The sequence below is a fragment of the Kitasatospora sp. NPDC058063 genome (genome assembly GCF_042885395.1).
Classification (GTDB): domain Bacteria; phylum Actinomycetota; class Actinomycetes; order Streptomycetales; family Streptomycetaceae; genus Kitasatospora; species Kitasatospora lactacystinica.
Window position 1 is genome coordinate 186,867 of the sequence record NZ_JBHVSD010000004.1, and the last position, 21,789, is coordinate 208,655.

Sequence of the window (21,789 nt, forward strand, 5' to 3'; positions counted from 1 at the left end):
TGTGGCCGCGGTTGGGGGTTGGGGTGGCGCTTTCTTGGGGGCGCCCGCCCCCCCCCCCCCCCCGGGGGGGGCCCCCCCCCCCCCGGGCCCCCCCCCCCCCCCCCCGCCCGGTGCCCAAGGACCTGACACCCGACCACCTCGCACAGGAAGTCGGCCCCACCGACTTCCTGCTCATCCCCACCGGTCCCCCATGATGGTGATCATGACTGATGAACCCCTGTCCGTGTCCTTCGCCGAGCTGCGCAGCTCGTTCGACGTCGTACTCCGTCATATGGAAGCCGCTGCGGCGGGCGATGCCGTCACCCTGGACAACGACTACTTCTGGTCCATCCCCCCGAACGACCTCTACGACGTCACCCGGACGCCGGACGAACTCACCATCGGACAGCTCTCGGAATCCTGGCAGCACCTGCGGGACGTAGTCGCCGACCCGGACCGCGCACTGAGCCACCACCTGACGTGGCTCGCCGACGTCCTCCGGGCCATCGCCCACGAGCACCCGGCATAGCCCCCCTCCCGCCCCACGCGGGAAGTGCCGAAAGTCTCCCGTGATCCGGTCCCGGAAGCTGGGATGCAGGGTGATCCTGTCCCGGTTCGTCCGGTCCGGGGACGGTGGATGGCGAGCCGAGCCTACGACCCGCGGAAACGCAACAGAAAGGGCCCGGTCGGCAGTGGCGGTTTCTAGCGGCCGACGGGGCCCATGTCCTTGCCGGACGGCGCTCCGCTCCGCTCCGGCACGGGCGAGGATCAGCCCGCACCGAAGCGTGGGCGCGGCCGGATCACTCGCCGTCGGCGCTCACCGGGACTTCGTCCTCCCGGATGATGATGTGCTCCTCGCCCTCGATCGTGATCTCCGTGCCCGCGTACTTGCCGGACACGGCCTTGTCCTTGGCGGACTCCGTCACCTTGCTGTCCTCGGCCATGTCTCCTCCTTCCGGTCGACACGGTGCCGACCCGCACCGATCCTGTCATGACGGACCGTCACCGGACCATCGCTCACGACCAATCGGCCCGACCCCACCCACCCCGCGCGGGAAGTCGACGGAGGTCCCCGGCCGGGGCGGGCCCGGCCGGGGACGCGAACGGCTACAGGTGGACGTCGGAGACCTCGAAGGTCTGGACGCTGTAGGCACCGCAGTCGGACCAGAACCGCCCGCCGTTCATCACGGTGTCCGCGTAGTACTGGTAGCGCTGGCCGTCACCGGCGCCGACGCCGGTGACCCAGCGCTTGACCGCGGCGCCGTGGACGCCCGGCTGCGAGAACGCCGACAGGTCGAACGTGAGCCACTGCGCGTCCTCGAGGAGGTAGGCGACCACGACCAGCTTGTGGTTGACGGCGTCGTAGGCCGCGACCGCGTTGTTGTGGCCGGTGTCCATGATCGTCATCCCCGGGCGGATGTGCCGCATGTACTGAGCGAGCACCCAGTACTTGGGGTTGACCCAGACCAGTGCCCCGTCGGTGAAGTCGATCGCGCCGAAGCCGTGCCAGTCGAGGATCTGCCACGCCACCCAGGCCGAAGGGTGGAGCAGGTGCAGGTCGGCGTGCAGGTTCTCGGCGAGGGCCAGGCCGTGCGCCCACCCGTCGCCGTACTCGGAGTTCCAGATCCGCTTGCCGTCGGCGGACACCGCGTCGTACAACCCGGCCCGGTCGCCGCCGAGTTCGTCGTAGCCGTGGACGTTGACCCGGCCGACGGCCGCCTTGGTCACGGCGTCGAACTCCGGGCTCGTCCAGGTGTTGCGGGCCAGCGCGGTGCCGTTCTCGTCGAGGCCCGCCACCAGCGTCCCCGTCAGGCCCCGGACGTTCAGGTGGGCGCGGGTCCGCCGGATGAGGTCGGCCTGCTGGGCGTGGGTGTAGAAGCAGCCTTCCTGGGTGGTGTTCATCACCGCCTTGTTGCCCCAGTTCAGGCCCGGCTCGTTGAACGGCTGGACCGAGGCGAAGTCGATGCCCCAGTGGTCGTGCGCATACCGTGCCACCGTCGCCAGGTAGGCCGCGTGGCGGTCGAAGTTGCCGTCCTGGAGGTTGCAGAGCCCATCGGCGGCGCCCTCCGGGTTGTCGTTCTTGAGCATCCACCACATCGGCGAGTTGGCGAAGAGCTCGAAGGTGTCCACGCCCCGGGCCTTCGCCTGCTGGAGAACGCCCCGCTGCTTGGCGTCCAGGCTCCAGTCGAAGCTCGACGAGGACGGGTCGTCGGAGTTCCAGTCGAGCTGGAAGCAGGTCGGCCAGGTCGTCCCGGGGCCCGATCCGGTTCGCCCACCAGCCCAGCGAGGTGCCCCATCCCTCCCAGCGGCGGGTCCACTCCACGTTCGGTGCCGGCGGCTTGACGTCGATCGTTCCGATCGGCTGGCCCGCCCAGGAACGGCCGGTTCCGGAGATCAGCGTCATCGCGCCGAGCGGCACTCCCACGAGTCCGCGCAGCAGCGTACGTTTCCATCGGTTCCCCCTGGAATCCGTCGCCGCCGGTCAGCCCAGGAGGAGTCTGCCTTGTCGTCCACCCTGGTGGGCCGACGGCTCCTGAGGGAGCACGCAATGTCAAGAACCGGCGACGCTGGGCCTGAAAGCGCGCCTGGACGAACGCCTGGACGGGCGCCCGGACCGTCAGCGCGGGGCTGCGGCGAACTGCTCCGCCGACAGCTCGAACACCCGGACCCGCCGACCGCTGGTGGGATTGACGGTCTCGCGGGCCGGGTGCATCCCCAGCTTGGTCATGATCCGTTCGGAGGCGTCGTTGCCCACCTGGGCGATGCTGACGATCCGCTCCAGCCCCCGCTCCTCGAACCCGAACCGGACAGCGGCCACAGCCGCCTCGGTGGCCAGGCCCCGCCCCCAGTGGGAACGTCCCAGCCGCCAGCCGACCTCGACCGCCGGCAGCACCTCCGGCAGGAACGCGGGCACCGAAAGCCCGGTGAACCCGGCCAGCTCGCCGGTGGAGCGGATCTCCACGGCGAACAGGCCGAAGCCCCGCGACTCCCACTCGCCCTCCCACGCCCGGATCCCGGCGCGGGTCTGCTGCTCGTCACGGACGCTGCCGTCCCGGATCCACCGCATCACCTCGGGATCGGCATTGACGGCAGCCATGGGCGCGACGTCCGCCTCGCGCCAGCGACGCAGGATCAACCGGGGAGTCTCAAGCGTGACCATTCCGTCATTCTGGATCAGCAAGTGGCTCTCCGCCATCCTCATCGGACACGCGTGCAGGCGCTCGTCGGATCGATCCGGCCCCCGTCCTGGCCTACTCCGAACTCCCGCCGGGCGTCGGGACGACGTCGAGTTGCTGGAGGAAGCCGAGAAGGTCCTTGTCCGACCACTTCTCGGCGAGCTTCCCGTTCTCGACACGGTGGATCACCGTCGCGGCCCGCCCGCTCCCCCCACCACGTCCCCGGCGCGCGAGGCCGCCCTGCACGTTCACTCAGAAGCAGCCGTGCGGGGCCCGCCCAGGAGCAGTGCGTTGAGGGTGGCGTAGTCGAATCCGCCCTCCAGCGCGGTCGTTGTGCCGCTCTCCAGCAGTTCCCGGGCCGCCCTGCGAACCAGCGCGTACGCGGCCTCGACGAGGGAGGACCCCGCGCTGATGCGGGCAGCGCCCGCCTCGGCGAGCTCGGACACCGGCGGTGCTCCGGGGCCGACCAGGACGTTCACCGGCAGGGGTTGAGAACCCGCGAGCGTCCTGACCGTCCCGGTGTCCGGTGTGCCGAGGACGAAGATGCCGTCCGCACCGGCCGTCGCGTAGGCGCGGGCGCGGGTGAGCGTTTCGTCCAGCCAGGTCGTGCGGTCACCGGGCGGCAGGCGGTGCGTGTCGATGCGGGCGTTGATGAACAGCGGGACGCCGGTCTCGTCCGCAGCCTCACGGGCGGCCGCGATCCGTTCGGCCTGCTCGCCGACCGGACGCAGGGTGTCCTCCAGGTTGATGCCCACGGCCCCGGCCGCGAGGACGCCTCGAACGGTCTCGGCCACACCGTCCGGGTCGGTCGCGTAGCCGCGTTCGATGTCCGCGGTGACCGGTACGTCGACGGCGGCCGTGATCCGGGCCAGCGCGCCGAGCGCCTGGTCGCGGGTCAGGCGATCGCCGTCGCCGTGACCGAGCGACCAGGCGACCCCGGCACTGGTGGTCGCGATCGCACGGGCACCCGCCTCCGCCACCACCCGGGCGGAAGCGCCGTCCCATGCGTTGGGCAGGACCAACGGCGAGCCCGGTACGTGCAGGGAGCGGAACGTCAGTGCCGTGTCGAGAAGTGTCGCCATGGACGACATTGCACCACGGGGGCCGGACGAACGATCACGGCCCGCTCCCGGGTGCGGGATCGATCGCCTCACAGGGAACCGTGCCCGGCCGCACGCACCGTCACGGTCGCGGGGGGGTCCGCTCGCAGGAGCCGGCCCTCGCCACCGGCGAAATTGATGCCCTGGAAGGAGGCGCCGAACTCCACCTGCTCGAAGCCGAGTTCCCGGTGCAGGTCGAGCGAGGCGCGGTTCCTGGCCGAGATGAAGCACCAGACGGCCGCCCCTCCTCCCCAGGCCCATTCCATCCGGCGCCGGGTCAGCAGCCTCGCGATTCCACGGCGCCGCCAGTCGGGATCCACCGTGACACCGGTCAGGTAGTGGCCGGCCGGGGCACCGTCCCCGGCGTGCTCGGGCAGGAACGCCGCGCTCGCGTACCCGACGGCTGCACCGGACACCTTCGCGGTGATCACCAGGCTGCGCTCAGCACGCAGCGCCCCCCGGATGCGGTCCGCCCATGCGCCCGCCGAACCACCGCGCGCCCGGGCCTGGATCGCGGCCAGCCTCGGCACATCGTCCCCGGTCGCCTCCGCCACCACCGCGGTCACCGGAGCAGGCCGCTCGGCCGGGTCCGGAGCGTAGGCGGCGAACCGCGTGTCCTGCCCTGCCATGTCGCCTCTCCCCGCCGTCCGGCGTCGTCCCGAACCCGCACGCTACGGCGGCGGGCACGGCCTCCGCCACCCTGGCCGGTACCCGGCTCTGGCCCCGACCCACCGCAGCGGAACGCCCGGCCGCCGGGCCGGGCCGCGTGCGGGGCCGAGGTACGGGGCCGAGGTGCAGGGGGCCGAGGGACAGCGGCGGAAACCGCCGTGCGCGGGGCGGGCACCGTGCGCGAGACTGCCGGGATGAACAGGGACGGGGATACGGCGGAACCGGTGACGGAGCTGGTCGGGCAGGCCCTCGGCGCGCAGGACCGGCACGCGTGCGAGGGACTGCTGCGGCGGGCCGCCGAGGCCGACGGGCGCGGGGCACTGGCGCGCGCGGTGGACCTGCTCGGGTCGCCGCGGCCGGTGGAACGGGCCCTGGGCTGCGACCTGTTGGGGTTCGCGAGCGACGCGCACGAGGACGTCCGGGCGGGGGCTGCCGACGCCCTGACCGCCCTGGCCGTACGGGAGTCCGAACCCGAAGTCCTCCGCTCGCTGGCACGGGCCCTGGACCAGACCCAGGACCGGCGGGCCGTGCCCGTCCTGGTGGCCCTGGCCGGGCACCGGGACCCCGAGGTGCGGCAAGCGACGGCCATCGCCCTCGGGGGCTTCGACAGCGGGCTGCCCGACGGGCCGGACGTCCGCGCGCTGATCGCCCTCGCCCGGGACCCGGACCCGGAGGTGCGCAACTGGGCCACGTTCTCGCTGGGCTTCCAGTCCGGGGCCGACACCCCGGCGGTCCGGGCGGCCCTCTGGGAACGGACCCGGGACGCGGACCCGGACGTCCGCGCGGAGGGCGTCCGCGGTCTGGCGCGGCGGCGCGACCCGCGCGCCACCGCGCCCCTGCGCGAGCTGCTGGCGGATCCGGACGGCGCGGAGGTCCTCACCTTCCGGGCGGCGGAGATCCTCGGCGCCCCCGAACTGCTGCCGCTGCTGGAGGACTACGACCCGGACGACCACGGGGTGGCCGAGGCCCTCGCCGCCTGCGACCCGGCACGGAAGGCCCGGCTCGACGAGGCTGCCTGGGCGCTGGTGCGCGCCCTGGAGCAGTTGCGGCCCGAGCTGTCGGCCGCGGTCCGGGCGACCCGCTGCGAACCCGGCCTGACCCTCGGCCTCGGCAGCGGCCCCGACGCACCGGGCTACGACGTCGGAGCACTGCTCGCCCGCGCGGGCAACGATCCGCTGCGGGCGGCCGAACTGGTCTGTGGAGACCACCCGGGCGACCACCCCGTGACGCGGCCGTAGGCGCCGCGACCGCCCGCGAGTGATCCAGCTCACAGGATCGCGGTGCATAGCGGTCCGGGCGCCAGTGCCTTTCAACAGGTACAGGTGTTCGCGGGTCGGAAGGGCGGTGCCGGATGAGGCAGTCGCGAGCGGATGGTTTCGACGAGTTCGTCGCGGCGCGCTGGTCCGCGTTGTTCCACCTCGCGCGCCTGCTCACCGGCGGAGACCGGCACCGGGCCGAGGACCTGCTCCAGGAGGGGCTCCTCAAGCTGTGGTCCGCCTGGCCGAAGGTCGCCGGGCAGGCCCCCGAGGCGTACGTGCGCCAGGTCCTGGTGCGTGCGGCGGCCCGCTCGGCCCGTCGCCGCTGGTGGGGCGAACGCCCCACCGGGGAACTGCCCGAGACGGCGGACGGTCAGGACCTGGCCGCCGCCGTCGACGAACCCACCCGGCTGGAGGCCGCACTGGCCCTCCTGTCGGCCCGGCAGCGGGCCGCGGTCGTCCTGCGCTACTACCAGGACCTGCCGGAGCAGCAGGTCGCCGAGGTGATGGGCTGCCCGCTGGGCACCGCCCGTTCCCTGGTGTCGCGCGGGGTGGCGAAACTGCGACAGGCCCTGACGGAGGTCAGCGAGCCGGTGGGGTGAAGGAACGACACATGGATCATTTCGAACAGGAGCTGACACGCATGATGCGCGACACCCAGGAACAGACGCCCTTCGAACCCCGGCACCGCGAGCGCCTCCAGGCCGGCGTGCGGGCGCGCCGCCGCACCCGGGCGGCCCTCATGGGCGGCGGCTCCGTCCTGCTCCTCGCCGGAATCGGTGTGGGCCTTCCCGCCGCCTTCGCCCAGGACCACAGCACCACCGGCCCGGCCTCCACCGCCACGTCCACCCCGACTCCCGTCCCGACGGCGACGCCGACGCCGACGCCGACGGGCCCTCCCACCCCGAACCCGACCTGGACCCCCACCCCGACCGGCCCTCCCACCCCGAACCCGACCTGGACCCCCACCCCGACCGGCCCTCCCACCCCGCTCTCGACCGCGCCCCGGTCCCGGTAGCAGGCGGCCGGACCGGCTGCGGCCCGAGCGCCGAGGGAACGGGCCGCAGCCGGCCGCCCGTCAGCAGTCGGGGCAGTCCGGAACAGGGGGAACCGTCGGGAAGGTGTCGTTCCCGCGGAGCCAGTCCGTGAGCCATTCCGCCAGCGTGAACTTCTGCGGGGACACGTAGTGGTGGTCGCAGGCGTTCTCGTCCATGCCCCACATGGCGCCCTGCGGGGTACTGAGGTCGAGGCACCACCAGATGACACCGCCGAGGGTCACCAACGGCACCACGCTGGACGGAAAGCCCGGCTCGGAGGCCCACTTCCGGTAGACGCGCGCCAGAGACGCCTCGTGGCTGAACCGCCGCTTCGACTCGGTGAGCGAGACGACGCCGCCGTACGGCCCGAAGCCGCCGTCGGCGACCTCGCAGTAGATCCTCCGCAGCAGGGGCGCCATCGGAAATCCGGTGAGGGCCTCGAACTCGTCGGCGGCCTTCGTCGGCGCGGGCAGGGGAAGACCGCGGGCCTCGGCGAACTCGTGGAGGCCGGCGATGATCTCGTCATCGGTCCAGGCGGGGGAAGTCACGGAGGAACCGTAGCGGCATGCTCGCCGGTGCGTCCGCGCAGGTCGTCGCGGCTCACCGCGGGAGGATGCGGACGCTCGCGGCCCCGTCCGGGCGGGGTTCAGGGGCGGTCCTGGAGGGGGCCTCGCCGAGCCGGGTCAGGGCGAGGCGGACGCCGGGGCCGGAGCGTTCCGTGGTGAGCAGGCCCGCGGCCCGCAGGACGGTGGTGTGGTGGCTACCGGGATCGCCAAGGCCCGTCCGACCCCGTTGATAGCGTGCTCACCATGACGGAGCTGGAAGAGTCGGAAGAGCTGGAAGCGCTGGTCCTGACCCCCGACGAGCGGGCGCGGGGAGTCCGGGTCGACCGGGTGATGTTCACGATGGACTGGACCGGCGAGGACCACCCGGGGCAGCTGGCGGCATTCGTGGCCGGTCGGGTACGGGCCTTCGGGGCGGAACCGGCGGGCATCGACACCGATGTGGTCCACCGGGCGGCCGAGGACGATCCGACGCTGCGCCGCGGTGACGTCCCGGTCCGTCAGCTCGATCACCTCGCCGGCGTGCTGGCGGACCTCGGCCGCACGCTCCTGGTGCGGGAGAACGGCACCGACACCTACGAGCTGCTGGTCGCGCTGACCGGTGGGCGCGAGCCCGCCGGGTTGCTGCACGAGGGCCTCCCGGTACGGGCCTGGGGCTCGGGGCCCGAGGCGACCCTGGTCAGTCTGAACTGCCCGGACTGCTCGCAGATGCTGGTGTGGGAGCTGCCGCCGAGCGAGACCCTCGCCGACGAGCACTGCGACTGCGGCGCCGCGTTGTTCGACGCCGAAGGCCGCCCGCTGCCCAACGTCGTGCTCCACGCCTGAGCCGGCGCGCTTCACCCGCTCAGGCCGAGGCCCCGCCGCAGTCGCATCCGCTCCCGCCGTCGGCGTGGTCGTGCCGCTCCCGGCCGGAGCCGGCGGGCAGCACCAGGGTGAAGGACCGGGCGACGGTGAAGACCGCAGGCTCGGGCAGGCCGAGGGCGGCCAACGCAGCGGAGGCGGCCTCGTGCCGCTCGCCGTTGACCCGGACTTCGGCCTCCACGGCGCCCGGGGCACCACCGTAGAAGAGGTGGACACCGTTGAACCAGGGCGACTCCAGGTCGGCGGTGAAGGTATCGGCGATCTTGCGTAGTGCCTGCGCCTCCAGCAGTTCCTTCTGGAGCCGGAGGTTCTCCTCGGCGGAGAGTCCGTAGGCCAGGACGCCCGAGGTGATGGATCGCCGTCCCGGGACGCCGTGTTCCTGGTCGGGGCTCAGGTGATCGGCGAACTGCCCGCGACCGTCGAGCAGTTCGAGCATGCAGGCACCGGCGGAACGGGCCCACAGCCCGGCCGCCGCGCGCGGGGTGCTGACGACCACGACGCAGTCCGTGAAGCAGGGGACGTCGGGCTGGACACTCACGTCCGGGAAGGCGATCAGGTCGTAGTGCCGGTTGTCCCCGTGTCCTGCCGGTCCGACGGCGACGGCCCAGCCCCGGGGGCTGAGCAGCGAGTTGCCCTTGAGTTCGGTGCCCTCCGTGCTGCCGGGGGCGATCTCCTCAAGGGCATCGCGAACCAGGGCGAGGAACTCGCGGTCGGGCAGTCGGCTCTCGGGCGGCTCGCAACGCTCGGTGCGCTGGGACGACTCGGTGGGCTCGGTGGCGCGAGAGCGGCGGCGTATCCAGGACATGCGGGGATCATACGGAGGCGAAGCTTCCAGTGCCCCGTTCACGCTCCACGCCTGAGCCGGGCCGGCGCGCCGCGCAGGAAGTCGGGCCCGCCGACTTCCTGCGCGGAGCTGCGATGTGGAATGCCCCGAACCCGCCCTCGCCGCCGCGGACCTGCACGTGGTGATGTGCTGTGTGCTGTGCACGGTTACCTGTACGCGGTGCTGAGCTGCACTGTTGATGGGGAGTCGAACCCCGCGTTGCTCTTCACGCGCCAGGAGTGGGCCGGAGTACCGCCGGCCCTCGGTGTGTGCACGCCTCCGAAGCTGCTACCTGCTCCACATCGTCCGATCATGCCGGACTGTCAGTCCAGCAGATCGACCTCCCAGTTCGTGCGCTGGATCCGCACGTCGACCTCGCGGATCTCCCGCGCGAGCGCATCCGCCTGACCGCGCAGTTCGGCGACCGGGAGCGCGGAGAGCATCATCAGCTCGGACCGGAGCGGGGAACCGGGGCGACGGCCGGTCAGGTCCGGCTCGGGGCGGCGGCCCGGCCGCGGAAGGTGGCGCGGTAGGCCTGGGGCGACACCCCGATCGCCGCGTGCAGGTGCTGGCGCAGCGAGGCGCCGGTGGCGAAGCCGATCTCGGTGGCGATCCGGTCGACCGGGAGGTCGCTGGTCTCCAGCAGGTGGCGGGCGCGGTGCAGCCGTTGCTGGATCAGCCAGCGGCCGGGGCTGGTGCCGGTCTCCTCCTGGAAGCGGCGGGCGAAGGTGCGCGGGCTCATCCGCGCGTGCGCGGCCAACTCCCTCAGGGCGAGCGGGCGGTCGAGGTGTTCCAGGGCCCAGGCCTGGGTCGCGGCGGTGCCGTTGGCGCCCTCCGGCGGCACCGGCTGTTCGATGTACTGGGCCTGGCCGCCCTCGCGCCAGGGCGGCACCACGCAGTGCCGGGCGACCTGGTTGGCGACGGCGCTGCCGTGGTCGGAGCGCACCACGTGCAGGCACACGTCGAGGCCGGAGGCGGCGCCCGCCGAGGTGAGGATGTCGCCGTCGTCGACGAACAGCACGTCGGCGTCCAGGGCGACGCGGGGGAACATCCGGCGGAAGGCCGGCGCCAGCGCCCAGTGGGTGGTGGCGGGGCGGCCGTCGAGCAGGCCGGCGGCGGCCAGGGCGAACGCGCCGGTGCAGATGGAGACGATGCGGGTGCCGGGGCGGATCCGGGCGAGGGCCGCGCGCTCGGCGTCCGGCAGGTCGGCGGTGACGCGGTGCAGGGCGTAGGGCGGGATGACGACCGTGTCGGCGCTCTCCAGCGCCTCGGGCCCGTGCCCGACGGTGATCGTGAAGTCGGCGTCGGTGGCGACCGTCCGGTCGTCCGTCGCGGCGCACGTCACCACCTCGTACGCTCCCGGCACGCCGGGGAAGACCCGGTTGGGGATGCCCAGCTCGAAGGGGTACACGCCGTCGAGGGCGAGGACGACCACGCGGTGCGGCGGCCGGTCGCCGGGGAGACCGAGGGCGCCGGGGAGAGCGATGAAACCGGGGCCGCGGTGGCCGCGGGGTGCGATCGCAGGCATGGCACGATCCTATCGGTCTTTGACCATCTTGCCATTTCGCAGGTCAGGGCCCCGGTCGCAGGCTTGGTCCATGACCACGAACACGATGCGAGCCGTCACCCAGACCACCCTCGGCGCCCCGGACGTCCTCCACGAGGCCGAGGTCGAACGGCCCACGCCCGGCGTCGGCCAGATCCTCGTCGCCGTCCACGCCGCCGGGGTCAACCCCACCGACTGGAAGCACCGCGAGCGCGGCATCTTCCTCGGGCAGCCCCCGTTCACCCTCGGCTGGGACGTCTCCGGGACCGTCGAGGCGGTCGGCCTCGGCGTCTCGCTCCTCGCCCCGGGCGACGAGGTCTTCGGCATGCTGCCCTACCCGTACGGCGCCGGCTCGCACGCCGAGTACGTCACTGGCCCCGCCCGGGCCTTCGTGCCCAAGCCCGCCGCACTGACCCACGTCGAGGCGGGCGCGCTCCCGCTGGTGGCGCTCACCGCCTGGCAGGCCCTCGTCGACACTGCCGGGGTCCGGCCGGGGCAGCGGGTCCTGGTGCACGCGGCGGCCGGCGGCGTGGGGCACGTCGCCGTGCAGATCGCCAAGGCGCGCGGCGCGTACGTCATCGGCACCGCGTCCGCCGCCAAGCACGACTTCGTCCGGGGCCTGGGCGCGGACGAGGTGATCGACTACCGCACCGCCGACTTCGTGCAGGAGGCCCGGGACGTCGACGTGGTCCTCGACCCGCTGGGCGGGGAGTACCGGCTGCGCTCCCTGGAGACGCTCCGGCCCGGCGGCGTCCTGGTGTCGATCCTGCCCCACGACCTCGACGGACTGGCCGAGCGTGCCGCCGAGTTGGGCGTGACGGCGAAGACCCTGCTGGTCGAGCACGACCGGGCCGGGATGGCCGCGATCGCCGCCCTCGCCGAGTCCGGGCAGCTGCGCGTCCACGTCTCCGGCACCTACCCGCTCGCCGAGGCTGCCAAGGCCCACGCCGAGGGCGAGACCGGCCGGGTCACGGGGAAGCTGGTGCTCACCGTCCGCCCGTGACAGCGCCCGGCGGTGTCACGGGCGGACGGTGAGCAGAACCGATCAGACCGGGGCAGAGTCGGACCGATTCGGGCGGGATGGGACGATACCTGCCATGCCAAGCAAGTCTCCCCCGGTCCGGGGCACCGACGCCCCGCCCGACCCGCTCCGCCGTCTGCTCCTCGAACTGGGCGAAGCCCTGCTGGGCGGCGGCCTGCCCGTCCATGACGTCGAAGAGGAGCTCCACTGGCTGGGGCGGGCGTTGGGGGCGCCGGAGGTACGGGTCGCCGCCCTGACCAACGGGCTCTTCGTCGCGCTGGGGCCGGACGACGCCACCCGGTTCCAGCCGGTCGGCACCGCGCTGCGGTTCGAGCAGACGGCCGACGTCCTCCACCTGGTGCACCGGCTGCGGGCGGGCGAGCTCGACGGGCCCCGGGCGCTCGCCGAGCTGGACGGGATCCGGCGGGCCCCGGCCCGCCGGCCCGCGTGGGTGTCGGACCTCGGGGCGCTGCCGGTCGGGGTGGGGGTCTGCCTCTTCCTCCAGCCGGTGGCGGCGAATGTGCTGGCGGCCGGGCTCGGCTCGCTGATCGTCGTCGGACTGACCGTGCTCGCCCGGCGGCTGCCGTACCTGCGGCCGCTGCTGCCCGTCACCGCCGGCTTCCTGGTCGCGCTGCTGGTCCTCTCGCTCGCCCGGGCCGGGCTGCTGGAGGGCCCGCTGCGGACCATCGTGGCCACGCTGGCGATCCTGCTGCCGGGCGGACTGCTCGTCACCGGGCTGTCGGAGATCGCCGCGGGTGCGGCCAGCGCGGGTACGGCCCGGCTGGTGTCCGGTGCGGTGCAGCTGGCGCTGTTCCTCGCCGGGGTGGCCGCGGCCGCGACGGCGGCCGGCGTGCCGGCCGCCGCGCTGGCCGACGTGCAGGTCGCCAGGCCCAGCTGGTGGGTGATCGCGCTGGGGCTGGCGCTCGCGGTGGCCGGCGTGGTGGTCAGCGTGAACACCCCGCCCTCGGCCGTCCCGTGGATCGTCGTGGTGATCGCGGTCAGCGTCACGGTCCAGGTGGTGGTGGGGTCGGCGCACGGCGCGGCGGTCGGCGGCCTGGCCGGCGCGGTCACCGCCGCGGCCGCGGCCACCCTGGTGCACTGGCTGCCCGGCGGTCCGCTCTGGCAGGTGCTCTACCTCCCGGCGTTCTGGATCGTGGTACCGGGCTCCTTCGGCCTGCTGCACACCGCGCAGATCGAGGTCGGGAACGGCGCGCAGTCGGTGCTGACGGCCGTGTCGGCGGTCTTCGGGGTGTCGATCGGCACCCTGATCGGCTCGGTGATCAGCCGGATCCCCCGTCCCTCCCGCGCCGTGCTGCTGCCCCGGGCCTGAGCCCGGGGCAGACGGCCCCGCCCGTGTCAGGGCCCCGATGCGGCCGGGGCCCGACGCGGGCGGGGCCCCGCTCAGGGGTGGCGCAGCGCCTCGGTGAGCCGGTGCGCGGCCTCCACCACGGCCTGGGAGAGCTGGGCGCCGGGGTGCCGGGTGAGGCGTTCGATCGGCCCGGACACCGTGACGGCGGCGACCACCCGGTTGGACTGGCCGCGGACCGGCGCGGAGACGGAGGCGACCCCGAGTTCGCGCTCGCCGACCGACTGGGCCCAGCCCCGGCGCCGTACGCCGCTCAGCGCGGTGGCGGTGAAGCGGGCGCCCTGCAGTCCGCGGTGGAGCCGTTCGGGCTCCTCCCAGGCGAGCAGGATCTGGGCGGCGGCGCCGACCTTCATGGGGAGGGTGACGCCCACCGGAACGGTGTCGCGCAGGCCGGTGAGGCGCTCGGCGGCGGCCACGCAGATCCGCACCTCGCCCTGCCGTCGGTAGAGCTGGGCGCTCTCCCCGGTGATGTCGCGCAGCTGGGAGAGGACCGAGCCGGCCGCGGCCAGCAGCCGGTCCTCGCCGGCCGCCGTCGCGAGCTCGCCGAGCCGCGGGCCGAGCATGAACCGGCCCTGGGTGTCCCGGCTGACCAGGCGGTGGTGTTCAAGTGCGACCGCCAGCCGGTGGGCGGTGGGCCGCGCCATGCCGGTGGCGGCGACCAGGCCGCCCAGCGTGGCGGGGCCGGCCTCCAGGGTGCCGAGGATCGAGGTGACCTTGTCGAGCACGCCGACGCCGCTCGTGTTCTCCATGTGGGGGTACTCCAGTCTCGGGGCCCGGAGCAGCGGACGGTCGCTGCTCACGGCGGCTCCTGGCGGGGAGCCGGGGGGTGTGGTCAGCGAGGACGGGCCGGGGGAAACGGCCGATTGCCTGCGCCGGGCACGAGACGGGTACGCGAAAGCGCCGGGGCGGGAAGCGCCCGGGCGAAGGACAGCACAGAGAGCACCGTGTCTCCTCATCTTTCCCGCGCCACAGTGGCGACAGGCCGGAGTTGGCACTGCCCCCGGACGGCACGGCGCGTACTTCGGACGCCGGGTCGAACGGGGAGTTGCCGGGGCTTCGTAGGGCCGGTCCCTCCACCCCTCTGGATGATTCGCCAGGAACGATACAAGACTTCCCGGGCCGCTCGGCAAGCCCCCCCACCTCCGACCCCCACCCCGACCCCCGCCCCCGGCCGCCGCCCGCGGGCCCGCTCAGCGGTGGCGCGGCTCCGGCAGGCCGGTGCACGGGGCCCGGTCCGGGCCGCCGGGGGCGGTGGCGTCCCAGTCGCTCAGGGCAGCGAGGGCGGCGGCGCGTTCGGAGGCCGTCGGCCGGGTGCCCTCGGGGCCGAGCAGGTAGTCGGCGACCGGGGTGAGCAGCAGGGTCGCGTCGCCGGCCGGGAGCAGCAGGGCCTCGTCCCACCGGTGCCGGATGACGGTGCGGCGCAGCAGGGTGCCGTGGCGCGGCCGGAGCGGGTGGTGGCGGCCGCGGCGGCGGCGCCGTTCGGGGGCGACCTCGGCCTCCAGGACGGTGCGCACGTCCCGCAGGGAGCCGAGCGGCACGTGTTCGGCGGCGAGGTCGAGGAGGGCCGCGGCCTCCGGGGCGAGCCGGTAGGCGGCGACCACCGCGGCGGTCTCGACGGGGTCGAAGGGCTGCCCGGCGAGCTGGGCCACGTCGATCACATCGCCCGCGAGGAAGGCGCGCCCGAGCCCCTCCTCGGCGAGGGCGATCAGGCATTCCACGTGGTCGTCGGCGGCCAGGTAGGGGCGGACCGGGACGGAGGCGAGGTCGCCGGTGAGCGCGGCGGTGGCGACCCGTACCTGGTACCACGGGTCCAGCAGCGGGTCCTCGCCCGGCCAGCGCAGGGTGACGGCGGTGTGCCGGGGCCGCTCGCCGAGCAGGGTGACCTCCACGGACTCCACCGGGTGATCGGTGACCAGCCGGTTGACGGCCTGCCAGAGCGTGGCCTCGGTGGGGCTGACGAGGACGAGTTCGGCCAGCGGCCGGGGCAGGTCGGGCGGGTAGTAGCCGGCCAGTGGCAGGTCACGGACCGGACGGACCCCGGTGGCGTCGGCGAGGTCGCGCGCGACGCCCGCGTAGCACTCGGCCCGGTCGCGGGCGCGCTGCAGCTCGGCGCGGGCGTGCTGGCCCATCCGGACGCCGTCCCGGGCGAGTGCGGCGAGCACCAGGTACGGGAGGTGGCGCTCGCCCCGGGCGCGGTGGAGCAGGTCGACCGGTCCGGCGGCCGGGTCGACGTCGAGCAGCCGGTGGAGCAGGTCGGTGTTCATGGGGGGTCCGCCTCCGAGAGCCGTGGTGGTCGGCCGGACGGCGGCCGGGCGACCGGGGACGTGGCGGGTCCGGCGGTCGGGGCCGGGCCGACTGCGGGCGCCACACCGTCGATTGTGGTCACGGCCGATCAACGCCGGATCACCACCGGGTCGATGATCCCTCGACATCCCGCGGGGTGCCGTGGGTTGATAGGGGCTCATCGAATCGGGGGGCGGCACGTGCGCGGACGGGGGCGAGCACATGAGGCGGGCAGGTGCAGGGATGGATGATTTCCGGTTCTCGGTGCTGGGACTGATGAGAGCGCAGCGCGGCGCGACCGCGCTGAAGGTGGGCAGCCCCCAGCAGCAGGCGATGCTGGCGGTGCTGCTGCTGCGGCCCGGCCACGGCGCGAGCGCCACCGACCTGATCGACGCCCTGTGGGGCGAGGAGCCGCCGGGCACCGCGATGACGACGGTGCGCACGTACGCCTGGCGGTGGCGCAAGGTGCTGCACGGCGAGGAACCGGACGCGCCGACCGTGCTGACCTCGGTCGGGGACGGCTACCGGCTGGTGCTGCCGAAGCACGCGGTGGACGCGGCGCAGGCGGAGGAGCTGGCGGCGCAGGCCGAGCGCACGGCGGCCGCCGGGGAGCCGCAGCAGGCGCGTGATCTGCTGAACCAGGCACTGGAGTTGTGGCAGGGCGAGCCGCTGGCCGGCATCCCCGGCCCGTTCGCGCAGCGCCAGCGCCAGCGGCTCCAGGAGCTGCGGCTGACCCTGCTGGAGGAGCGGATCGCCCTGGACCTGGCGCTCGGCCGCTACTCCCGGTGCATCCCGGAGCTGACCTCGCTGACCACCGAACACCCGCTGCACGAGCGGGCGTACGGGCTGCTGATGCGCGCGCTGTACCAGGCCGGGCGGCAGGCGGACGCGCTGGCGGTGTTCCGCGGCGCGCGTCAGCTGTTCCTGGCCGAGCTGGGCGTGGCGCCCGGAGCGGAGCTGGACCTGCTGCACCAGCGGATCCTGGAGGGCGACCCGACGCTGGCCGCCCCGGCGCCGGTCCTCCGGCCGGTGTCCGCCGTGCCCGGGCCGGCCGCGCCCGTCGCCGGCCCGGCGGAGCGGACCGCTCCCGGGGCCGGGTCGCCGGAGCCGGCCGGCGGACCCGCGGCGCCGGACGCACCCGCCGCCGCCCCGGCCGGGAGCGGCGTGCCGGCCCCCAGACCGGCCCAGCTTCCGCCCGACGCGGCCGACTTCACCGGCCGCACGGTGCTGGTGGAGCGGCTGCGCGGGGCCCTCGGCGCGCCCGGCCAGCAGGCGCTGGCGATCGCGACCGTGGTCGGCATGGGCGGGGTCGGCAAGACCGCGCTGGCCCTGCACGTCGCCCACCGGGTGCGCGAGGCCTACCCGGACGGGCAGCTCTACGTCGACCTGCGGGGCGCCGACGCCACCCCGGCCGACCCGGAGGCGGTGCTCAGCGGCTTCCTGGTGGCGCTCGGCGTGCCGGCCGACGCGGTGCCGGACGGGCTGGACGCCCGCTCGGCGCTGTTCCGCTCGGTGGTGGACGGCCGGCGGCTGCTGCTGGTGCTCGACAACGTCCACGACACCGCGCAGATCAGACCGCTGCTGCCGGGCGCGGTCGGCTGCGCCGTGCTCACCACCAGCCGCACCCGGCTGTCCGGCCTGCCCGCGACCGTCCAGGCCGACCTGGGCGTCTTCGAACCCGAGGAGGCGCTCGAACTGCTGGGCCGCACCATCGGCGCCGAGCGGCTGGCCGCCGAGGCCGAGGCCGCCCGGGAGCTGCTGCTCGTCTGCGGCCACCTCCCGCTCGCGGTGCGGATCGTGGCGGCCAGGCTGGCCGCCCGGCCGAGCTGGACGGTGCAGACGCTGGGCCGCCGGCTGGCGGTCGAACGCCGGCGGATCGACGAGCTGCGCATCGGCGACCTGGAGGTGGCGGCCGCCTTCGAACTGAGCTACCGCCAGTTGACGCCCGCCCAGGCCCGGGCGTTCCGGCTGGCCGCCTCGGTGGACGGCCCGGACCTCGGGCTGCAGGCCGCGGCCGCCCTGCTGGACCTCGACGAGTACGACGCCGAGGACCTGCTGGAGGCCCTGGTGGACGTGGCGATGATGGAGTCGCCCTTCCCCGGCCGCTACCGCTTCCACGACCTGCTGCGCGCGTTCGCCCGGCGCCGTCCGGACGATCCCGGCGCGGCGGTGGCGGCCCGCGACCGGATGCTCGACCACCTGCTGGCCACCGCGTGCACGGCCTTCCAGCACGCCGTTCCCGGGGATCCGGCGGCCGGCGCGCTGGGGCCCGCCCGCAGCGCGGGCGTTCCGCTGGACGGCCCGGACGGGGCGCGGGCCTGGGCCGAGGCGGAGGGTTCCGGGGCGATCGCGCTGGCCGCCCAGGTGGCGGGCTGGACCCTCGCGGACGACGCCGAGGCCGCCCCGCCCGCCCCTGCCGACGGCCGTGCGCCGGCACACGGGCCGGGGCAGGGCCCGGGGCCCGAGCCGCTGCGCGCCGCGATCGATCTGCTGATCGCGCTCACGCCGTTCGTCCTCGCCCCGCCCAGCCGTCAGCTGGCCACCACCGCACAGGACCTGGCCGCCGCCGCGGTCCACCGCGCCGACCACCGGGCAGCTGGCCGGGCGCACTTCCTCCGCGGCAACGTCGCCCTGGCCGCCACCCGGCTGGAGGAGGCGGAGTCGGCCTCCCGGCTGGCGGTGGCCGCCTCCCGCTCGGCGGGCGACACGGTGATCCTGCGCCAGGCGCTGAACGACCTCGGCCTGGTCTGCCAGTTCCTCAGCCGCTACGACGAGGCCGTCGGGCACTACGACGAGGCACTGCTGCTGGCGCGCGAACTCGGCCACCGCTCCGGGGCGCTGGTGACGACGGTGAACGCGGCGCTGGCCCGGGTGCGCAGCGGGCGGGCCGCCGAGGCGGTGCCGATCTGCCACGAGGTGCTGGCCGAACTGCGGACCCGGCACGACGATCCGGGCCGGGCGTACACGCTGTACGTGCTGGGGCTGGCGCTGCACGGGCTGGGGCGGCACGAGGAGGCGGTCACCTGGTTCGGCGAGTGCCTGGCGGTGGCCTCGGCGGCCGGTCTGCGGGCCCGGGCGGCGCACGCCCGCTACCGGATGGCGGACAGTCTGCGGTCGCTGGGCCGGACGGACGAGGCGCTGGAGCACGCCGGGCAGTCGCTGGAGCTGTGCGAGGAGCTGGGTGCCGAGCGGGACCAGGGCCACGCGCTGGTGGTGCTGGGCCGGACCCTGGCCGACCTCGGGCGGGAGGCCGAGGCGGGCGGCCGGCTGCGGGAGGCGCACCGGATCTTCGTCCGGCTGGGGCTGCCGGAGGCGGCGGAGGTGGCGGGGCTGCTGTCCGCGCGGGAGGGTTCTGCCACGTCGGCCGCGCCGGCTCCGTCGGCCGCATCGGCCGTATCGGCTCCGTCCGTCCCGTCGGCTCCCTCGGTCCCGAAGGGGCGGCGGGCCGCCGACCGGCTCTCGTCGGGCTGCTGAAGAAACGATCCTGCGCCCGGCTTCGGCATGCTCAGGAACCGGTGCTGTTCCAGTCGCCGGTGCTGCCGTGCCCGGTGCCGGTCGGGGTCGGGGTGGGGACGGCCGTCGGCGTCGCGTCGCCGCTCACCACCGTCGCCGTCCCGGTGCCGGCCGACTCCGCCACGGCGACCGTGGCGGAGAGGCCCGCGCCCAGGGCGACGACCACCCCGAGGCCGACCGTGAACAGCCGCAGGCGGGTACGGGCGGTGGCCGGACGCTGCGTCATCTCTGGTGCTCCCTTGGGTCGCTTCCCCGGAGGGAAGGGGTTCCGTCGTGGTGTGGCACCAGTCTGGCCGGGGGCGGTCAACGGCCGATCTACAGCCGAGCACCGGTGGTCACCACTGATCACCGGTGCCCGGCGGAGCCGCTTCTCAGACCTCCGAACGGATCTCCGAACCAATCCCCGAACGAATCTCCGAACCAATCTCCGAACGGATCTCCAGGGTGCAGCACTTCACGCTGCCGCCGCCCTTGAGCAGCTCGCTGAGGTCCATCCCGATCGGCCGGAAGCCGCGCTCGCGCAGCCGCGCGGCCAGGCCGACGGCCGCCTCCGGCAGCACCACGTGCAGGCCGTCGCTCACCGCGTTGAGGCCGAACACCGCCGCGTCCTCGCCGCCCACCAGCAGCGCGTCCGGGAAGAGCCGCCGCAGGACGGCACGGCTCCCGGCCGAGAAGGCCTCCGGGTTGTACATGATCTCGTCGCCGTCGAGCACGGCGAGCGCGGTGTCCAGGTGGTAGTAGCGCGGGTCGACCAGCTCCAGCCCGATCACCGGTCGGCCGAAGAACTCCTGGGCCTCCGCGTGCCCGTCGGCCACGCTGCGAAAGCCCCGCCCGGCCAGCACGGAGCCCGCGGTCAGCAGCAGGTCCCCCTCGCCCTCGTTGACGTGCTCCGGATCGCGCGTCTCGAAGCCCCGGGCGCGGAACCACTCCAGGTAGGCCGGGCCCTCGGCGGCCCGCTCGGCGTTGCGGAAGCGCGCGCCGAGCACCTTGCCGTCCACCACGGTGGCGCCGTTGGCCGCGTAGACCATGTCGGGCAGGCCGGGCAGCGGGTCGATCAGGTCGACCCGGTGGCCGAGCTCGCCGTAGAGGGCGTACAGCCGCTCCCACTGGGCGACGGCGAGGTCGGTGTCCACCGGCTTGGCGGGGTCCATCCACGGGTTGATCGCGTAGCTGACCTCGAAGTGGGTCGGACGGCACATCAGGTAGTGGCGCGGGCGGGCGGTGCGGGTCATCGGGGCCTCCGGGTGAGGGCGGGTCGGGAGGTGGCGCGGGGTGGGGCGGGGGCCGGGCGGCGCGGTCAGGCGGCGGGGTCCGACGGCCGGGTCGGGAAGTCGCGCAGGCCGCGCAGCGGGCTGGCCAGCAGCACCCCGCCGGCCGAGAGCAGCACGCCCGCCATCAGCCAGATGGTGCCGCGGGCGCCGATCACCTCGCCGAGCCAGCCGCCGAGCAGCGCTCCCACCGGGATCGCGCTGTAGTTGAGGGTCGCGGAGCTGGCCCTGATCCGGCCGATCATCTCGGGCGGGCAGTAGGCCTGGGAGAAGCTGCCGGCCAGGACGTTGCCCGCCACCACGCCGCAGACCGCGACGGCCCAGGCGAGCGCGCTGACCACGAGCGGCAGCCGCTCGCCCGCCAGCGGCAGCAGCAGGATGAAGGGCGCGACCACCAGCTCGCAGACCAGCAGCCCGCGCGCGGTGCCCAGCCTCCGGGCGATCCGCCCGGCCAGCATCGCACCCGCCAGCCCGCCGACGCTCACCAGCGCGAACACCGCGCCCACCGCGCCCGGTTCGATCCCCACGCTGCGCACCAGGAAGACCGTCTGCACCGCCTGGATGCCGTTCAGTCCCAGGTTGCCGACCGCCGCGAAGCAGGCGAACGTGCGCAGGTAGGGATCGCGCAGCAGGAACCGGACGCCCTCGCCGATCTCGCGCGGGATGCCGCGCCGTTCGGACACCGGCGGGGGGCGCTCCTCCGTCCTGATCCGCCGCAGGCAGAACGCCGACACCAGGTAGGTGAGCGAGTCGGCGAGCATCCCGCTGGCGGCACCGAAGGCCTGCGCGAGCAGACCGGCCGCGCCCGGGCCGGCGATCTCCGCCGCCGAGGCCCCGGAGCGCAGCTTGACGTTGGCCTCCAGCAGGTCGGCCTTCGCCACGAGGGTGGGCAGCACCGCCCCGTAGGCGGTGGAGAAGAACACCTTCACCGCCCCGGTCAGCAGGGCCACCACCACCAGCTGGGCGAGGGAGAGCGCCCCCAGCCACGCGGACACCGGGACACTGGCGAAGAGGACGAGCAGCAGCAGGTCGCAGACCAGCATCACCCGCACCCGGGGCCAGCGGTCCACCCAGGCTCCGGCCGGCAGGCCGAGGAACAGCCAGGGCAGCCAGGCGGCGGCGTTGATCACGCCCACCGCGAAGGGGCCGGCGCCCAGGGTGACCACGGCCACCAGGGACAGCGCCACGCTTCCGACGGCCGTGCCGAGGGTGCTGGTGGTCTCACCGATCCAGAGCCGGCGGAAGTCCCCCTGGGCCCACAGGCCCCACCGGCCGCGCGGCCGCTCCGGCGGCGCCGGTGATTCGATCGGGACGGTGGTGGTCATCGC

Annotated in this window: 21 protein-coding genes, 1 pseudogene and 1 riboswitch; of the genes and pseudogenes, 8 read left to right on the plus strand and 14 right to left on the minus strand. The window is 74.6% G+C overall.

Annotated elements, in window-relative coordinates; genetic code table 11:
• The first annotated feature begins 202 nt into the window (after positions 1-202).
• On the plus strand, positions 203-508 hold the full coding sequence (locus ACFVUY_RS08860) for a hypothetical protein (protein ID WP_387728410.1): 306 nt from the start codon (positions 203-205) through the stop codon (positions 506-508).
• Between the two features lie 271 nt (positions 509-779).
• Here ACFVUY_RS08860 and ACFVUY_RS08865 read toward each other — a convergent pair whose 3' ends face one another.
• The 5 genes from ACFVUY_RS08865 to ACFVUY_RS08885 form a co-directional block, all read right to left on the minus strand.
• On the minus strand, positions 780-923 hold the full coding sequence (locus ACFVUY_RS08865; RefSeq protein ID WP_387728412.1) for a hypothetical protein: 144 nt from the start codon (positions 921-923) through the stop codon (positions 780-782).
• Positions 924-1,086: 163 nt separating this feature from the next.
• Complete coding sequence (locus ACFVUY_RS08870) at positions 1,087-2,157, minus strand: glycoside hydrolase (protein ID WP_387728748.1); 1,071 nt, start codon at positions 2,155-2,157, stop codon at positions 1,087-1,089.
• A gap of 439 nt (positions 2,158-2,596) precedes the next feature.
• Positions 2,597-3,139: a GNAT family N-acetyltransferase gene (locus ACFVUY_RS08875; protein WP_387728414.1), complete on the minus strand. Its 543-nt coding sequence runs from the start codon at positions 3,137-3,139 to the stop codon at positions 2,597-2,599.
• Between the two features lie 264 nt (positions 3,140-3,403).
• On the minus strand, positions 3,404-4,246 hold the full coding sequence (locus ACFVUY_RS08880; protein WP_387728416.1) for an isocitrate lyase/phosphoenolpyruvate mutase family protein: 843 nt from the start codon (positions 4,244-4,246) through the stop codon (positions 3,404-3,406).
• 59 nt (positions 4,247-4,305) lie between these two features.
• Positions 4,306-4,884: a GNAT family N-acetyltransferase gene (locus ACFVUY_RS08885; protein ID WP_387728418.1), complete on the minus strand. Its 579-nt coding sequence runs from the start codon at positions 4,882-4,884 to the stop codon at positions 4,306-4,308.
• A 234-nt stretch (positions 4,885-5,118) separates the two neighbouring features.
• Between ACFVUY_RS08885 and ACFVUY_RS08890 the strand changes: the two genes are divergently transcribed.
• From ACFVUY_RS08890 to ACFVUY_RS08900, 3 genes are all read left to right on the plus strand, one after another.
• Positions 5,119-6,162, plus strand: a complete 1,044-nt coding sequence (locus tag ACFVUY_RS08890; RefSeq protein ID WP_387728420.1) for a HEAT repeat domain-containing protein — start codon at positions 5,119-5,121, stop codon at positions 6,160-6,162.
• A 113-nt stretch (positions 6,163-6,275) separates the two neighbouring features.
• Positions 6,276-6,782: a SigE family RNA polymerase sigma factor gene (locus ACFVUY_RS08895; RefSeq protein WP_387728422.1), complete on the plus strand. Its 507-nt coding sequence runs from the start codon at positions 6,276-6,278 to the stop codon at positions 6,780-6,782.
• An 11-nt stretch (positions 6,783-6,793) separates the two neighbouring features.
• A complete protein-coding gene (locus ACFVUY_RS08900) occupies positions 6,794-7,198 on the plus strand; it encodes a cellulase (protein WP_387728424.1) in 405 nt (134 codons plus the stop codon).
• A 60-nt stretch (positions 7,199-7,258) separates the two neighbouring features.
• Here the strand turns inward: ACFVUY_RS08900 and ACFVUY_RS08905 are convergent, their stop codons facing one another.
• Positions 7,259-7,765, minus strand: a complete 507-nt coding sequence (locus tag ACFVUY_RS08905) for a hypothetical protein (RefSeq protein ID WP_387728426.1) — start codon at positions 7,763-7,765, stop codon at positions 7,259-7,261.
• Between the two features lie 261 nt (positions 7,766-8,026).
• Here ACFVUY_RS08905 and ACFVUY_RS08910 point away from each other — a divergent pair, with 261 nt between their 5' ends.
• The gene (locus tag ACFVUY_RS08910; protein WP_387728428.1) at positions 8,027-8,605 is read left to right on the plus strand and encodes a hypothetical protein; all 579 of its coding nucleotides are present in this window, start codon (positions 8,027-8,029) and stop codon (positions 8,603-8,605) included.
• Positions 8,606-8,624: 19 nt separating this feature from the next.
• Here ACFVUY_RS08910 and ACFVUY_RS08915 read toward each other — a convergent pair whose 3' ends face one another.
• The 3 genes and pseudogenes from ACFVUY_RS08915 to ACFVUY_RS08925 all read right to left on the minus strand — a co-directional run bounded on the left by ACFVUY_RS08915 (position 8,625) and on the right by ACFVUY_RS08925 (position 10,899).
• The gene (locus tag ACFVUY_RS08915) at positions 8,625-9,446 is read right to left on the minus strand and encodes a DUF6348 family protein (RefSeq protein WP_387686421.1); all 822 of its coding nucleotides are present in this window, start codon (positions 9,444-9,446) and stop codon (positions 8,625-8,627) included.
• 341 nt (positions 9,447-9,787) lie between these two features.
• A pseudogene (locus ACFVUY_RS08920) lies at positions 9,788-9,934 on the minus strand (hypothetical protein); the annotation flags it as partial.
• Positions 9,935-9,948: 14 nt separating this feature from the next.
• On the minus strand, positions 9,949-10,899 hold the full coding sequence (locus ACFVUY_RS08925; protein WP_387728749.1) for a GlxA family transcriptional regulator: 951 nt from the start codon (positions 10,897-10,899) through the stop codon (positions 9,949-9,951).
• 163 nt (positions 10,900-11,062) lie between these two features.
• On the opposite strand from ACFVUY_RS08925, the gene ACFVUY_RS08930 reads away from it, so the two are divergent.
• On the plus strand, positions 11,063-12,013 hold the full coding sequence (locus ACFVUY_RS08930) for an NADP-dependent oxidoreductase (RefSeq protein ID WP_387728429.1): 951 nt from the start codon (positions 11,063-11,065) through the stop codon (positions 12,011-12,013).
• A 94-nt stretch (positions 12,014-12,107) separates the two neighbouring features.
• Entirely contained in the window at positions 12,108-13,361 is a 1,254-nt protein-coding gene (locus ACFVUY_RS08935) for a threonine/serine exporter family protein (RefSeq protein ID WP_387728431.1), read from the plus strand.
• A 71-nt stretch (positions 13,362-13,432) separates the two neighbouring features.
• On the opposite strand, the gene ACFVUY_RS08940 is transcribed toward ACFVUY_RS08935, so the two are convergent.
• Together ACFVUY_RS08940 and ACFVUY_RS08945 are read right to left on the minus strand one after the other, a co-directional pair.
• Positions 13,433-14,146, minus strand: coding sequence for an IclR family transcriptional regulator (locus tag ACFVUY_RS08940; protein ID WP_387686855.1), 714 nt, complete (start codon positions 14,144-14,146; stop codon positions 13,433-13,435).
• Positions 14,147-14,346: 200 nt separating this feature from the next.
• Positions 14,347-14,489: riboswitch (SAM riboswitch) on the minus strand.
• Positions 14,490-14,587: 98 nt separating this feature from the next.
• Positions 14,588-15,661, minus strand: a complete 1,074-nt coding sequence (locus tag ACFVUY_RS08945) for a hypothetical protein (protein ID WP_387728433.1) — start codon at positions 15,659-15,661, stop codon at positions 14,588-14,590.
• 262 nt (positions 15,662-15,923) lie between these two features.
• Here ACFVUY_RS08945 and ACFVUY_RS08950 point away from each other — a divergent pair, with 262 nt between their 5' ends.
• Positions 15,924-19,154, plus strand: coding sequence for a BTAD domain-containing putative transcriptional regulator (locus ACFVUY_RS08950; protein WP_387728435.1), 3,231 nt, complete (start codon positions 15,924-15,926; stop codon positions 19,152-19,154).
• Positions 19,155-19,185: 31 nt separating this feature from the next.
• On the opposite strand, the gene ACFVUY_RS08955 is transcribed toward ACFVUY_RS08950, so the two are convergent.
• The 3 genes from ACFVUY_RS08955 to ACFVUY_RS08965 form a co-directional block, all read right to left on the minus strand.
• The gene (locus tag ACFVUY_RS08955; RefSeq protein ID WP_387728437.1) at positions 19,186-19,419 is read right to left on the minus strand and encodes a hypothetical protein; all 234 of its coding nucleotides are present in this window, start codon (positions 19,417-19,419) and stop codon (positions 19,186-19,188) included.
• A 145-nt stretch (positions 19,420-19,564) separates the two neighbouring features.
• Complete coding sequence (gene ddaH, locus ACFVUY_RS08960; protein WP_387728439.1) at positions 19,565-20,425, minus strand: dimethylargininase; 861 nt, start codon at positions 20,423-20,425, stop codon at positions 19,565-19,567.
• A gap of 65 nt (positions 20,426-20,490) precedes the next feature.
• A complete protein-coding gene (locus ACFVUY_RS08965; protein ID WP_387686433.1) occupies positions 20,491-21,786 on the minus strand; it encodes an MFS transporter in 1,296 nt (431 codons plus the stop codon).
• Positions 21,787-21,789: the final 3 nt, after the last annotated feature.

What these genes read in the sequence shown, in the direction of transcription:
- ACFVUY_RS08860 (WP_387728410.1), top strand. Translation starts at nt 203, where the DNA reads ATGACTGATGAACCCCTGTCCGTGTCCTTCGCCGAGCTGCGCAGCTCG.
- ACFVUY_RS08865 (WP_387728412.1), bottom strand. Translation starts at nt 923, where the DNA reads ATGGCCGAGGACAGCAAGGTGACGGAGTCCGCCAAGGACAAGGCCGTG.
- ACFVUY_RS08875 (WP_387728414.1), bottom strand. Translation starts at nt 3,139, where the DNA reads ATGGTCACGCTTGAGACTCCCCGGTTGATCCTGCGTCGCTGGCGCGAG.
- ACFVUY_RS08880 (WP_387728416.1), bottom strand. Translation starts at nt 4,246, where the DNA reads ATGTCGTCCATGGCGACACTTCTCGACACGGCACTGACGTTCCGCTCC.
- ACFVUY_RS08885 (WP_387728418.1), bottom strand. Translation starts at nt 4,884, where the DNA reads ATGGCAGGGCAGGACACGCGGTTCGCCGCCTACGCTCCGGACCCGGCC.
- ACFVUY_RS08890 (WP_387728420.1), top strand. Translation starts at nt 5,119, where the DNA reads ATGAACAGGGACGGGGATACGGCGGAACCGGTGACGGAGCTGGTCGGG.
- ACFVUY_RS08895 (WP_387728422.1), top strand. Translation starts at nt 6,276, where the DNA reads ATGAGGCAGTCGCGAGCGGATGGTTTCGACGAGTTCGTCGCGGCGCGC.
- ACFVUY_RS08900 (WP_387728424.1), top strand. Translation starts at nt 6,794, where the DNA reads ATGGATCATTTCGAACAGGAGCTGACACGCATGATGCGCGACACCCAG.
- ACFVUY_RS08910 (WP_387728428.1), top strand. Translation starts at nt 8,027, where the DNA reads ATGACGGAGCTGGAAGAGTCGGAAGAGCTGGAAGCGCTGGTCCTGACC.
- ACFVUY_RS08915 (WP_387686421.1), bottom strand. Translation starts at nt 9,446, where the DNA reads ATGTCCTGGATACGCCGCCGCTCTCGCGCCACCGAGCCCACCGAGTCG.
- ACFVUY_RS08930 (WP_387728429.1), top strand. Translation starts at nt 11,063, where the DNA reads ATGACCACGAACACGATGCGAGCCGTCACCCAGACCACCCTCGGCGCC.
- ACFVUY_RS08935 (WP_387728431.1), top strand. Translation starts at nt 12,108, where the DNA reads ATGCCAAGCAAGTCTCCCCCGGTCCGGGGCACCGACGCCCCGCCCGAC.
- ACFVUY_RS08940 (WP_387686855.1), bottom strand. Translation starts at nt 14,146, where the DNA reads ATGGAGAACACGAGCGGCGTCGGCGTGCTCGACAAGGTCACCTCGATC.
- ACFVUY_RS08945 (WP_387728433.1), bottom strand. Translation starts at nt 15,661, where the DNA reads ATGAACACCGACCTGCTCCACCGGCTGCTCGACGTCGACCCGGCCGCC.
- ACFVUY_RS08950 (WP_387728435.1), top strand. Translation starts at nt 15,924, where the DNA reads ATGGATGATTTCCGGTTCTCGGTGCTGGGACTGATGAGAGCGCAGCGC.
- ACFVUY_RS08955 (WP_387728437.1), bottom strand. Translation starts at nt 19,419, where the DNA reads ATGACGCAGCGTCCGGCCACCGCCCGTACCCGCCTGCGGCTGTTCACG.
- ddaH (WP_387728439.1), bottom strand. Translation starts at nt 20,425, where the DNA reads ATGACCCGCACCGCCCGCCCGCGCCACTACCTGATGTGCCGTCCGACC.
- ACFVUY_RS08965 (WP_387686433.1), bottom strand. Translation starts at nt 21,786, where the DNA reads ATGACCACCACCGTCCCGATCGAATCACCGGCGCCGCCGGAGCGGCCG.